Genomic DNA, 12,840 nt, shown 5'->3' with positions numbered 1-12,840 from the left:
TCCTTCATTCATAGTCAAATAATAACTAGGTGTTCGAATATTAGGCGTACAAAATAAAGGAGCCTCCTCAGGGATGGCTCCTTTATTTTGTATGCCTTTAAAAGCAAGGATAAGCAACAAAGCTGCTGTTGCTAAGAGACAGCGCAACTGTCATACCAGCTGAATATTTGTTAGCTAACGTCTAACCCAGCGCCACATGCTTGATCTGCATGAGCTCCGCAACCTTGCTGAACAGCGAGGCATTATGTCCGATCGACATGGCGCAGTGATGGGTCGGCGCTTCGGCAAACCATGCCGTCATATAATCGTCTGGATGCTGCTTGAATTTTACTGGCGTCTGCGTATTGCCAATACGCATAATCGGGCCGTTCGTAGACTCCGCCTCGCTGCTGATCAGTTTAAGCCTGCCATCTCCTGTCTGGGTCAAGTTCAGCGTCGTAATCGGTCCCGTTCGTACCTTCGCTTCAACGGATACGCCTGTTCCCTGTTTGCCATGAAAGAGCCCCATGCCGCGCAATACAGGTCTCCCCTCAGATATCGCAATATGAAACGGCCCATCATGCCCAAGCAAAATCGTTTCATCAACGTAATCGACAACGACGATTTCCGAGAAGCTGCCGCCTGTGCCGAGAATATCGCATATTTTCATAGCGACAGCCGTCTTCAAATCCCCTTCTCCCGAGCAAGGAATGCCTCTGGCTGTCAGCAAAGAATGCCCCACAATAAAGCCGCCTTGCAGCTGCTCGTATTCACCGCCCGGCGCACCATGATAATAATAGGTTAGCGCATCCAGACCATATTCGCGTACGAGCTTTTCCTGCGCTGCCGCCACCTTGCACGACCATTCAAGCTGCTCCTCCGTCGGTTTTCTGGCAATTGGATCAGAAGGAGAATCGCCGCTGAGCTGGAACATCGCCAGCACTTCATCCCGCTTGCGCTTCGTTTCCTGCGGCGTAACCGACCTTAGTATGCGATCCAAATCGCACATTTCCAGCACCTCTATATGAAGGCCGGTCTGAGCCTGAATCATCGTAAAATCGCTATACATGTCCAGCATGCCGCTGTACGTATTGCCAAGAAAACCGAAGCGGCTATGTCGCAGCGTGCGCGGAACACCCGCCGCCCTTACCCATTCCTCAATCTCACGCCAGGCGCGTACAGCTTCCTTACGCCCGCTCGTTCCCTCATTCGTCAGCGAAATATCCGGTGTATAATCTAGTCCCAGCAAGCCATTTACAACTTTAAATGGTATACCGGCACGATTAAACGCATTAGCAAACTCCGGAACCGGACAAGCGCCGCAGTGCGCCAGCCATTCTCCTGTCGTCGAACCTTCATAATTCATTCGCTCGGTCGGCTGCAAATTAAGAAACACGACCGGCGCTTTATTGATTAGATGGATTGGCAATACCGTCGAGCTGGTTGAATACGTAGCGGCATGGCAAAACACTAAATCTACATTTTGCGTATTGAGCCATTCTCCCGCGCTGCGCCCCTCGCTTTCCGTATCCACCAGACCATAATGAAATACATCGGCCCACTGGGCGATTTTCTGCTCAATAAATGCCCCATATTGCTCAAGACGCTCGCGCAGGCCGGGGAACTGTTCCCAATACGCGCGCAGGCCAACAGAATACATGCCAATTCTCGGTTTGCGGGCAGGCTTAATCGGTGTCAGCAGTGACATGACGAATCATCCTCTCAGCTACAATCATGTTTTATATGACTATTGTAAAGGCTTACATTATAATAAACATCAAGCAAAGTTGTGCAAAAATAATACAATCTTGGGGAGGCCTTCGTCCATGTCTGCTTATCGTGAAAAAGCCATTCATGCCTGGACGCCTGAATCCGTCCGCTTAGCCGCTACACCATCCTCATTCGCGAAATCCGCTCTTTTTTACATTCAGGAAATCGGGCACTTTCAGGCCTTTGCCCCTTACTATACCGAGCGGGAGCAGCTTGAATCGTTTCTGCTCGTCTATACTTTAGCGGGTGCAGGCCGCTTGACGTACCGTGACGTTACTTATGAGCTGCGGCCTCACCAGTTGTTTTTCATCGATTGCATGAGCTACCAGCATTATGCCGCAGATGCTGCTGCGGGCGGCAATTGGGAGCTTTTATGGGTACACTTCAACGGCAGCACCGCACGCGGCTACTATGAGCCATTTGCTGCAAGCGGCTCTCCAGTCGTTACGCTTCGGCCAGAGTGCCGCATTCAGGCTTGCCTTACGCAGTTGCTGCAACTGAATCGGCAAAAAAGCATGCGCACAGAGCTGGCCAGCTCGCTATTGCTCGCTGAGCTTCTAACCGAGACACTGCTTGCCGCGCATGAACCCGAGCCGCTGAGCACAGAGCTTCCGCCCTATATTGCGGCAATCATTGAAAAATTCGAACAGCATTATGCCCAGAAAATGACGCTCGATCAGCTCGCACGCCAGCATGCGGTGAGCAAATACCATCTTGCCAAGCAATTCAAGCGCTATACAGGCTTCTCTCCCCACGAATACGTCATTGGCATTCGTATTTCACAAGCAAAGGAGCTATTGAAGTATTCGGATCAGCCTGTAGCCGATATTGCCCCGCTCGTAGGGATCGACAACGTCAGCCATTTTATCAACCTGTTTAAGGCGAGGGAGGGTGTAACGCCGCTTGCCTACCGTAAGCAATGGCAGCCAGCATCTATCCGTTAAGCAGGAATAAAAAAAGAAGGCCACCCCAGTAGTGAAACACTACTTTCAGGGCGGCCTCTAGCAAGGCATCATGCTTGCTTAATAGAGAGGGCGCTTCGCTCAGAAGCGCATTATGAATAGGTAATGAATAAACGAGAGGATGACATCACGTCATTATTATTATCTTCTTCTTTTAGATCATAACAACTTCTCCCGCAAAAAAATGTAATTCAAATTACATTTTCGAAAAATAGTTGCATTCATCCTTCCCGAGCGATAGGGCCCTCATCGTTCAGCCGGCCATCCAGCTGGATGGCGCCGATGACTTGCAGCTGCTCTTTGTCCAAAATGCTGATTTTTTTGCTCACAATGCGAATATAACCTTCATTTTGCATTTCAAGCAGCACCTTCGTTACTGTCTCCCGCACCGTTCCCGTCATATCGGCAATTTGCTGATGCGTCAGCTTCAGCCCAATCGTCGTTCCGTATTTATCCGACAGCCGCAGCAGCAGCCGCGAAATGCGCGTACGCGCATTCGAAATCGTCAAATCGGTAATAAGCTCATTTGCTTTGCGCAGACGCTCCAGCGTAATGCTCAAAATATGAATCGCAATGGCCGGATTTTCCTTCAGCAGCCCAAAAAACTGTTCGCGCTTCAGCACATAAAGCGTGCTTTTCTCCAATACCTTTGCCGAGGCAGAACGCAGCTTCGTGCTGTCGATCAGCGCCATCTCGCCAAAATAGTCCCCCTCATGGAAAATGGCGAGTATAACCTCGCGATCCTCCTCATGACGGTAAATTTGCACCGCTCCGGCTTTAATCATATACAGCTCATCGCCTTCATCCTGCTCCCAGAACAGCTGGGCGCCTTTGGCAAAAGTTCTCGTCACGAACAGCGGAGCAATTGCCGCCAGCTCCAAATCATTCAAATGTTCAAAAAAGGGGAAGTTGCGCAAAAATGTAATATCTGACATCCTCAATCTCCTCCTACCCAGCTATTGTACCCAATCTTTCAGGCATACGCACGGGTTTCTTGAAGGAGAGGCGCCACTCGCTGCCTAACCTTTCACCGAGCCGCCCAATAAGCCTCGGACAAAATATTTTTGCAGGGCGAAAAATACGGTTAGCGGCATCAGCATCGAGACGAATGCAGCTGCCGTCAGCAGATGCCAATCGCTTCCTTTTGACCCTACCATTGCGGCAATTCGCATAGACATGACCTGCACATCCGGCTGACTGCCGATGAACACCAAGGATACTAAATAATCGTTCCACACCCAGAGAAACTGGAAAATGCCAATGGACGCAATCGCTGGAACCGACAATGGCAGTATGAGCCGTGTAAAAATCGTGAAGTTCGAAGCTCCGTCCATAAACGCCGATTCGAACAGATCCTTGGGCAGCTGGCTAATGAACGTATACATAAAATAAATCGTCAGCGGCAGGCCGAAGCCCGTATGCGCAATCCATATGCCCAGGTAGCTGCCATTGAGGCCGAGTGCCGTGTAATCCTTCAAAATCGGGATGAGCGCAACCTGCAGCGGCACAACGAGCATCATAATGACGGCGACAAACATCGATCGCCGCAGCGGAAACCGCAGCCATGCAAAAGCATACGCGGCAAATGTCGCGATCAGGATCGGAATAATCGTCGATGGAATCGTCACAACCATCGTATTGAGGAAGGCTTTGGAAAGCCCTTCTCCCTTTTGCGATCTAAGCGTGCCATCTGCCTGCATTATTTCAAAGTTTTTGCCCGTCAGCACGCCATTGTAGTTTTCCAGCGTAAAATTCGTGTTTACCTTCCAGTCCGGCTGCTGCACCTGGATCGTACGCGCCCGGCGGTTTTCCCAAATCAGCCTGCTGCCATCCTGCGCCGTGACGCCGCTGCGCAGCTGATCATCGTTAAACACCTCGCCATTCACCTCAATCGGCTGGCGCAAATCCGTTTCCTTCGGCAGCGCAATCGTCGATTGCGTGACATAATCGCGGTGCGGGAATACCGTCCACCAGCCGGTTTGCAAAATATCAACTGCAGGCCGGAACGAGGAGACCAAGAGGCCTGCCGTTGGAATGAGCCAGATGAAGCAAATAAAAGCGAGTATGACGTTGACGATCGTTTTCGACATCGTCTTTTTCCTTGTCCGCTTCATCAGAATCCCCCCTGCTTCCGAAACTGCCGCAAATTAATGATGATGACGGGGATAACCGCGATGAGCAGCACAATCGCCAGCGTTGAGCCGTATCCGGCATTGCGATACATGAAAAACTGGCGGTAAAACTGCGTCGCCACTACTTCCGTATCGTATTGCCCGCCAGTCATGACCATGACGACATCGAAAATTTTCAGCGTAAATACAACAATCGTCGTCGATACCGACAAAATCGTTCCTGAAATGGCCGGAATAATGATGCTGCGAAAAATACGAATTTCCCCCGCGCCGTCAATCCGCGCCGCCTCAAGCATATCCTCTGGCACGCCCTTGAGCGCCGCCGAGAACAGCACCATCGCAAATCCCGTCTGCATCCAAATCAGAATGGCGACGAGGAAAAGGTTGTTCCATGGCTGAAGCATGCTGGTGAAAGCCTGCGCTTCCCCTCCGAAGGCGACCACGATCGCATTGAGCAAACCGATTTGCTCATCTCCTGGCTTGTAAAAATAAATAAATTTCCAAATGACGCCGGCAGCAACGAACGAAATCGCCATGGGCATAAAGATGATGCCCTTCGCCAGCTTCTCGAAGCTGCTGCGGTCAGCCAGCACGGCAATCAGCAGCCCTAAGCAGATACAGGCGGTAGCGCCAAAAACGACCCACATCAAATTGTTGCGCAGCGCCGTTAACAGCAAGCGATTCGTAAAAACTGCGGCATAATTGGAGAGGCCGACGAAATTTTCCGTGCCCGCATCCATAAGGCTCATATAGAAGGTGCGCAGCGTTGGAATGAGCAGCAGCCATCCGAGCAGCAATGCTGCCGGTCCTACGAAAATAAAGGGCTGGATGCGCCGCTTCCAGATGTCTGGATATTGCTCCACTGCCCAGTTAAACGACCAATAAATCGAATAAACGCCCAGCACTCCCCAAATGATAGCAAGCAAAGCATATAATACAGATGGCAAATTCGTATCGCGCAAAAACAGGTAAATGCTTGAGTGCAAAATCGCATTGACGAGCACGACAGCCAGAGTAACGGCAACGTTTCGCGATTTGCTCGTTTTTGGCGTGGAAGCTAGCATGGCCCAGCCCCTCCTTCAATTAAATTTTAATTATTGAAGCCTGACTGAATTTCTTTAAGTGCGCCATCCAAATCAACGGTACCACTAATATAGTCCGTCATGCCTTTCCAGAACGTGCCTGCTCCTACCGAGCCAGGCATAAGATCAGAGCCATCGAAGCGAAGCGTCGAAGCATTTTTCACCAGCTCGCCCATTCTGCGCTCCACATCCGTCGGATACCAATCGAGGCTTGCATCATTCATTGGCGCGACCACTCCGCCGGACTGAACCCAAGTCTTAATCGATTCGCCTGTCGTGAAGAACTCCATAACCGCGCGCACTTCTGGACGGTCGTTATGCATCGCATACAAATCGCCGGCAACAAGTACAGGATTGCCATAGGCCTCATCAATCGGCGGCAAATAGAACCAGTCATAATCCTCGCCGGATTTCAAGCCTTCAGGAAAGAAGCTTGTAATAAAGCTCGCTTGGCGATGCAGCCAGGCTTTAGGCGGATGATCGAACATTGGCGTCACCGAATCGCCGAATGAGGTCGTTACAATCGACTTGCGTCCGCCGTATACGTAATCGTCGTTCAGCCAAATTTGCGACAGCTTCTCGAAAGCATTTTTCACAGCAGGATCTGTAAATGGCAGTTCGCCTTTGACCCATTTGTCATAATTTTCAGCTGTTGTGGTGCGCAGCATAATATCTTCGATCCAGTCAGTCGCAGGCCAGCCGGTTGCTGCTCCGCTCTCGATGCCAATGGCCCATGCCGGATCGCCGTCTGCCGCGATTTGCTCGGTTAGAGCCAGCAGCTCATCCCATGTTTTCGGCACAGTATAGCCCGCATCATCAAACTCTTTCTTCGGATACCACACGAGGCTTTTCACGCTGCTGCGGTTCCATACCCCTGCCATTACCGGGCCATCTGGCCCTTGCATCGTCGCCATATCCAGCCAGCTCTGATTGTAGTTGCCCTTCAGCTTATCCGCGTCCAAAAATTGCGACACATCGACAACCTTGCCCGATTTCACGAAATTCGCCAGCAGTCCCGGCTGCGGGAAATCGGAAATATCCGGGGCATTGCCGCCATCGATCCGAATAGCAACCGTTGCTTCAAACTCCTTGGAGCCTTCATATTGAATATCGATACCCGTTTGCTCCTCAAACGCCTTAATGCTCTCCTCGAATTTCGCCTGGTCCACATCTACGAATGGGCCAAACATCGTAACTTTGGTACCTTTGTAGTTGCCGGCAAGCGCCTGCTCCAGCGGCGAACCATCTGCGTTTCCTGCCGGTTCCTGCGTAGCTTCCACACTAGCCTCAGGCGTAGCTGTCGCTGCTGGCTCCTCGCTTGCAGCGCTATTGCTCCCGCCATTTCCACTGCTGCAAGCAGAAACAAGCAGCGCCAAAATTAATACCATGCTCAGCACGAGCGTATAACCAAACTTAAATGGCTTTTTCAAAAGAACCATCCCCTTATCGTTCATAGTCAAGTGAATCGCAAGTCATTCTCGTTGATGAACGTTCGCTGCATGATGTACGTATGCCAGTTGTACGCCGTTCATGGAAGCTGTCTTCATATGGAGACTATCATCAAAATGTAACGTTGCATCACTCCCTTCACGATTAAAACGAAACGAGAGGGCAGACGAAGCCCCATGCTCCGCCCGAAATGAATACGCTTACATTCTTACATTAAACATATTCAGCAAATGAAACGCGGGTGACAAGAACAGCGAATAGGCATCGGCCTATGCTTTTTTATTCTCAATGCTGTCATGCGAGGCATGAGACAATGTATGGGACATAGGCAAAGTAGACTCTCTGACGATTAACTCGTGAGGAAGCCATTCTCTTAGGACAGCAGCTTCTCTTCCTTCAAGCTGCTCATGCATTTTTTCTACAGCTCTCCAACCGATCGCATACATGGGCTGGGCAATCGTCGTCAGCTTAGGTATCGTCATCCAGGACATGCGCAGGTTGTCAAAGCCTACGACGGATACTTGATCGGGAACACGCATTCCGCGGTCATGCAAGCAGGAAATGACGCCCATTGCAAATTCATCGGAGCAAGCAAATACAGCAGTTAAGTGTGGGTGTCGGTCGAATAAGCGGGAGGTGGCTGCATATGCTTCTTCAAACCAGTGTGTTGCAAACTCTACGTAGTCTGCACAATGATGGAGGTTGTTTTGTTCGAGAGCCCGGACGAAGCCGTCATGGCGGGTCTGACCTGAGATGGGGTCGGGCAGCGTGAAGCAGATGAGGCCAATATGCTGGTGCCCTTGTTCAATTAAATAACTGACCGCTTCAAAAGCGGCTGCCTCCTCGTCAACCTTGACGGATGGAAGCTCGTATTCGAAAGACACGGTAGACGCAAGCACGACAGGATAACCGCAAGCTTGCATCGTCTCGTAATACTGCTTCTGGACATAATCGCTGACGAACAATAAACCGTCGGCCTGCTGCTTGTTCAACGTATCCAGATAAGAAATAGTTCGCTCCGGCACTCGGTCCGTATTGCAAATCATCAAATTGTAGCCGAGCTGCTTAGCCGCATCCTCCATGCCGCGAATAATTTCGCCAAAATAAGCATTGCGGATGTCAGGAATGAGAACACCAAGCATTTGCGACTTTTTGAAAATAAGACCTCGGGCCAGCGCATTCGGGTGATAATTCAAGCTTTCAACCGCTTCCAGCACACGCTGTCGCTTAGCCTTCGTGACCGATTCCGGCGCATTCATCACACGGGAAACGGTGCTGATGGATACGTTAGCCATTCTAGCAACGTCGCGGATCGTAGGCTTCATCGCCAAACCATCCTTTATTTTCTTTTTTTGAAAACCTTTTCAACGTCATTATAATGGCTAAAATATCCTTTTGCAACCGTTTTATTTTTGCAGCTTCGAAAGCCAAGCATTGATTGCGGCTGCTACCTCGTCCGCCTGCTCGGATGCCGTAATCGTTGCATCGTTGTCGCCGGACTGCTTGCCATAGGTACCGAAGCCGCCGTGATTTCCGCCTTCAATCGATACATATTCGGTCTGCTCCGCAGGCAAATTTTTCTTGGACTGCTCCCACGTTTCCTTGTTCAGCACAGCATCCAGCGTTCCCGTAATTTGCAAGGCTGCAAGCTTGCTGCCGCTTAGATCAGCACCGTCATCGGCATATGCGCCCATGAAAAAGATGCCGGCCAGCTTATCCGGATTCTCTGCTGCATATCTCGCAGCAAATGCTCCGCCAAGTGAATGCCCGCCGATCACGTAGCTTTCTTCTGGATGCTCCGCTATGTATTCATCTGCGCGGTCCTGCGCAGTGAGCGCCAAGTTAAATGGCATGGAAGCAATATAAACGCGATGTCCTGCTTCTGCGAGGCGCCTTGCAAGCGGTGCATAACTTTCCGGCTTGACGAGCCCTCCTGGATAAAAAATAATGTTAGGCGAAAGCAGTTCTTTGCCCTCCCCCGGCTCAAAACGGTAGCCATGCTTCAGCTCGCTTACCTGAACCGAGCCATCACTATCCAGCGCGGCCAGCGCTTCTTCCAGCGGACTATACGTCTTCGCCTGCAAAAACAAAATAACTCCCAGGATGAGAACAATGACGACAATGGCTGCCCACAACAGCACTCGCTTCCAAGGCGAACGACGGCGTCCACGCGAATGCCGGGATACCGAGATTGCATTTGAACCATAATCCATTTCCGTTTCGACTCTCCTTTCATTTCAGACGTAATCGGATGGCAGCATCCTTTGCCGCCATCCGATTACGTTTATTAGCTGCCAGCCGCCCTTAAAGCGGTTGAAAGCCAACCGGCTTCTGTCCTTTGTCAGCCATCCATACTCCGCGGCGATCCTTGTCAAAGTCTGTTTTCAGCTCTTCAATGACCCGCTTCAAATCTACACTTTGCTCATAGTGCTTCTGCAGCGCCGCGGACACATACAGCTCATTGAGCTGGGCAAACGAGAAGCCCTCGGTAAATTTCGCTGCGTCCTCCATAAGTCCATCGGCTTCCTCTGCCAGCCTCCCGAACCCTTTGCGCTGCAAATAGGCGAGCCGCAGCTCTTGATCCGGTAGCTTCATCTCATAGGCCCGGTCAAAACGGCCCGCGCGGTTCATGAGCGCCGGATCGATTTTTTCCGGATAATTCGTCGTGCCGATCAGGAATAGACCTTCACGGGACGTTGCCCCGTCGAGCGTATTCAGGAAGAAGGAGCGTGCAGAATCTGGCATCGAATCAATATCCTCAATGACGAGAATCATAGGCGCCATTTTCATCGCGGCGGAAAACACCTGTTGAATCGAATCACTCGTCGTATATTCGGTAATTTGCCAGTAGGCGACCGGAGCCTCTACGCTGCCCGCGATTGATTTTACGAGCGTCGTCTTGCCGTTCCCCGGCTTGCCATACAGTAAAATGCCTCTTTTGTACGGCACATTATAGGTTTGGAAAAACTCGCGATCCCTGGAGAAAAACTCGTCAATGGAACGATAAATTTGCTGCTTCAAGGAATCGCTCATCATCACCTCGTCGCGCTCTACCATACGCGTGATTTGCTCCTTGCTGCGCTCAAACCCTTCCTTCGTATCGGTGAAAATCGTCACGCGCCGCTCGCTAAGCTGCCGCGCCTGCATCGCTTCGAGAAAAGCACGCATCGTCTCATCATTTTTCGCAAAAATAATATCTTCCGTATTCAGGCCATACTGGCGCAAAAACGGGATACGCGCGAAAGCTACCTCAAATTCGGGATACGTAATGACATTATTGCGCAGCGAAGGATTAATCCGGTAATTGGCTTCAGACTTCGAATCCTCAAAGCGGAATGAGCGATCCTCCACCAAGTCGTATATAGCAGCCTCCCGCTTTACCCCTTCGTATCCGCTCGCGAGATCATCCGACACCCAATCCCACACATCGTCCCCATCATCCTGCATGTACAGCTGCATAGGGGAGTCGAATGCTTCCTCCAGCATGTTCTTAATCGTTTGGACGGCCGTTGCATAATTGAAATAATCATCGGTGGACTGGCCTGCTTCTGCTTTGAAAATATAAGGTTTATACGTTTTGGTAATCATAAATGGGGCATTATCTCCTTTAAAATAGGAATTACGATTGGGCTTGTCCGCCCCTCCCGTCAGGCACAAGTTGAAGCGGCTATCGCCGTCTTCTGGCGGCGTGCGGCATTTCAGTCCGAGAAATATAGAGAAAGGTTGGCGAAATTATATACATTTCCTATATTTGGACAAAAAAAGACCGCAAGCCATCAGCCTACGGTCTTCCTGCATATGAAGAGAAGCTGCCTGCGGCAGAAGCCTATAATAAATAAGCCACTTCCTCTTCATGCTTATGCTTAAAACGGCCCGTAGAGGCCCATGGACATTATACGGCTATGACACAAACGCTTCATGACCAAAGGCCTCCTTTCTCCGCAGCTTCAAGTTTAATAGATTAGTCGTCAAATGCTAGATTGAAAGCCGCTCGCCAGCAAGCTCGCCATGCCGGGTTATAAAATCAAAATGCTTGTAGGCGATCGTAATACGGCTGCCGCTGAATGTGCATATTACCTCGTCATGATAAGGCGTAAAGACGCGGCAAATATCGAAAACCAGCATGTCGCTGCTCAGCCATGTCGCACGGGATGCTGTGGCCTCATAGGCCAGCTCATTGCCATAATACCATTCTTGATGACCAGAGTCCAGACGATGCACACCTGCTGCATCGCTCCACATTAAAGTTGTCACTTCTCCGCCAAAAGTCAGGCTAAGCTCTGTGACCCCATCCTCGTTTGGCTCAACCTCATAACGAATCGTGCCTTCGGCAAATAGAGGACGTGGCTGCGCAGCGCGCTCCACAAGAGCAAGGCTGCCCAGCTTCTCCCGCAAGTCCGCCAGCTCAGCTTTATTTTCTGGCAGCGCATGCGGCAGCATGGCCGGCAGCAAATGCTCCCACATCATGTCCATCACTAGCTGCATATCCTGCACAAAGCTGTTGATGGCAATTACCGCATCCTGCTCCGGCAGGACGACGCAATATTGGCCGAAAGCCCCATCGCCTCTATAGGCGCCATGTCTGCATTGCCAAAATTGATAGCCATAGCCCTGCTGCCAATCTGTGCCGGAGCCTGTTACGACGTCCCCATGATTGATGTTGTCCACCTGCTTGGCAGTCGCCTGTTCAATCCATTCGGCGGAAATAATCCGCTTGCCGTTAAACATGCCTTTATCCAGCAGCATTTGGCCAAAACGCGCCCAATCCTCCGTTTTCAGCCTGGCTCCCCAGCCCCCAGTAGCTTCACCATCAGGCGCCGCATCCCATGCTGGACGCTCAATACCTAGCGGCTCAAACAGCCGCGGCATTAAATAGTCCGGCAGCGCAAGGCCGCTCACCCGCTGTACAAGCGCGGACAGCATATGGCTGGCCCCGCTGTTGTAGAGGAAAAAAGAGCCCGGCTCACGATCAATCGGCTGCTCGAAAAATCCTTTTATCCAATTGCGGTCGGCCCGGTCTCCTACTTTGGGAGTGACGTGATCCGACAGCCAGGATTGGAACATATCAAAGCGTGCCGTGTCGTTTGTATGTCCGGTGGACATCGTAAGCAAATGGCGAATTTTAAGCCCGCCCATATTGGCTTTGACCTCCTCGGTCGCTTCCTCGGGAAAATAGTCCAGCACCGCATCCTCCACGGAAAGCAGCCCTTCTTCCACCGCGAAGCCAATCGCCATTGAACTCAGGCTTTTAGTGAGCGAGTAAGCAATATGCTGCCTGTCTGCTTGATAGGGCGTCCACCACCCTTCGGCTACGACATGCCCATGCCGGACAAGCATCAAGCCATGCAGCTCCAACTTATTATCTGCAATGCCTGCCAAAAAAGAACGAATAGCCTGCGAGCTTATTCCCTGACTTTCCGGTGTTGCACGAGGTAATTCATATGGTTTCTGCATGGTCGTCTCCTT

10 protein-coding genes are annotated in these 12,840 nt (G+C 51.0%); 1 reads left to right on the top strand and 9 read right to left on the bottom strand.

Features of this window, described 5'->3' with window-relative positions; genetic code table 11:
• Window positions 1-181 precede the first annotated feature (181 nt).
• Complete coding sequence (locus BBD42_RS32240; protein ID WP_099518669.1) at window positions 182-1,687, bottom strand: L-fucose/L-arabinose isomerase family protein; 1,506 nt, start codon at window positions 1,685-1,687, stop codon at window positions 182-184.
• 118 nt (window positions 1,688-1,805) lie between these two features.
• Between BBD42_RS32240 and BBD42_RS14185 the strand changes: the two genes are divergently transcribed.
• The gene (locus BBD42_RS14185; RefSeq protein ID WP_172455497.1) at window positions 1,806-2,693 is read left to right on the top strand and encodes an AraC family transcriptional regulator; all 888 of its coding nucleotides are present in this window, start codon (window positions 1,806-1,808) and stop codon (window positions 2,691-2,693) included.
• A 239-nt stretch (window positions 2,694-2,932) separates the two neighbouring features.
• On the opposite strand, the gene BBD42_RS14180 is transcribed toward BBD42_RS14185, so the two are convergent.
• The 8 genes from BBD42_RS14180 to BBD42_RS14145 form a co-directional block, all read right to left on the bottom strand.
• Window positions 2,933-3,646, bottom strand: coding sequence for a Crp/Fnr family transcriptional regulator (locus BBD42_RS14180; RefSeq protein ID WP_099518667.1), 714 nt, complete (start codon window positions 3,644-3,646; stop codon window positions 2,933-2,935).
• A gap of 84 nt (window positions 3,647-3,730) precedes the next feature.
• Complete coding sequence (locus BBD42_RS14175) at window positions 3,731-4,825, bottom strand: carbohydrate ABC transporter permease (RefSeq protein WP_099518666.1); 1,095 nt, start codon at window positions 4,823-4,825, stop codon at window positions 3,731-3,733.
• Complete coding sequence (locus BBD42_RS14170) at window positions 4,825-5,907, bottom strand: carbohydrate ABC transporter permease (RefSeq protein ID WP_099518665.1); 1,083 nt, start codon at window positions 5,905-5,907, stop codon at window positions 4,825-4,827. Before BBD42_RS14170 ends, BBD42_RS14175 begins: the two co-directional genes overlap by 1 nt.
• Before the next feature lie 26 nt (window positions 5,908-5,933).
• Window positions 5,934-7,355, bottom strand: a complete 1,422-nt coding sequence (locus BBD42_RS14165; RefSeq protein WP_481855951.1) for an ABC transporter substrate-binding protein — start codon at window positions 7,353-7,355, stop codon at window positions 5,934-5,936.
• Between the two features lie 288 nt (window positions 7,356-7,643).
• Entirely contained in the window at window positions 7,644-8,699 is a 1,056-nt protein-coding gene (locus BBD42_RS14160; RefSeq protein ID WP_099518663.1) for a LacI family DNA-binding transcriptional regulator, read from the bottom strand.
• A gap of 81 nt (window positions 8,700-8,780) precedes the next feature.
• Window positions 8,781-9,587, bottom strand: coding sequence for an alpha/beta fold hydrolase (locus tag BBD42_RS14155; protein ID WP_099518662.1), 807 nt, complete (start codon window positions 9,585-9,587; stop codon window positions 8,781-8,783).
• A 91-nt stretch (window positions 9,588-9,678) separates the two neighbouring features.
• Window positions 9,679-10,962 (bottom strand): AAA family ATPase, encoded by a 1,284-nt coding sequence (locus BBD42_RS14150; RefSeq protein ID WP_099518661.1) that lies wholly within the window; start codon window positions 10,960-10,962, stop codon window positions 9,679-9,681.
• A gap of 387 nt (window positions 10,963-11,349) precedes the next feature.
• Complete coding sequence (locus BBD42_RS14145; RefSeq protein WP_099518660.1) at window positions 11,350-12,828, bottom strand: serine hydrolase domain-containing protein; 1,479 nt, start codon at window positions 12,826-12,828, stop codon at window positions 11,350-11,352.
• Between the last annotated feature and the right edge of the window lie 12 nt (window positions 12,829-12,840).

It is taken from the genome of Paenibacillus sp. BIHB 4019 (assembly GCF_002741035.1).
Taxonomy (GTDB): Bacteria; Bacillota; Bacilli; order Paenibacillales; family Paenibacillaceae; genus Pristimantibacillus.
This window is presented reverse-complemented; position numbering and strand designations above follow the sequence as displayed.

Coding starts and splice junctions, on each gene's coding strand:
- BBD42_RS14180 (WP_099518667.1), bottom strand. CDS start 3,646: ATGTCAGATATTACATTTTTGCGCAACTTCCCCTTTTTTGAACATTTG.
- BBD42_RS14185 (WP_172455497.1), top strand. CDS start 1,806: ATGTCTGCTTATCGTGAAAAAGCCATTCATGCCTGGACGCCTGAATCC.
- BBD42_RS14170 (WP_099518665.1), bottom strand. CDS start 5,907: ATGCTAGCTTCCACGCCAAAAACGAGCAAATCGCGAAACGTTGCCGTT.
- BBD42_RS14155 (WP_099518662.1), bottom strand. CDS start 9,587: ATGGATTATGGTTCAAATGCAATCTCGGTATCCCGGCATTCGCGTGGA.
- BBD42_RS14175 (WP_099518666.1), bottom strand. CDS start 4,825: ATGAAGCGGACAAGGAAAAAGACGATGTCGAAAACGATCGTCAACGTC.
- BBD42_RS14145 (WP_099518660.1), bottom strand. CDS start 12,828: ATGCAGAAACCATATGAATTACCTCGTGCAACACCGGAAAGTCAGGGA.
- BBD42_RS14160 (WP_099518663.1), bottom strand. CDS start 8,699: ATGAAGCCTACGATCCGCGACGTTGCTAGAATGGCTAACGTATCCATC.
- BBD42_RS32240 (WP_099518669.1), bottom strand. CDS start 1,687: ATGTCACTGCTGACACCGATTAAGCCTGCCCGCAAACCGAGAATTGGC.
- BBD42_RS14150 (WP_099518661.1), bottom strand. CDS start 10,962: ATGATTACCAAAACGTATAAACCTTATATTTTCAAAGCAGAAGCAGGC.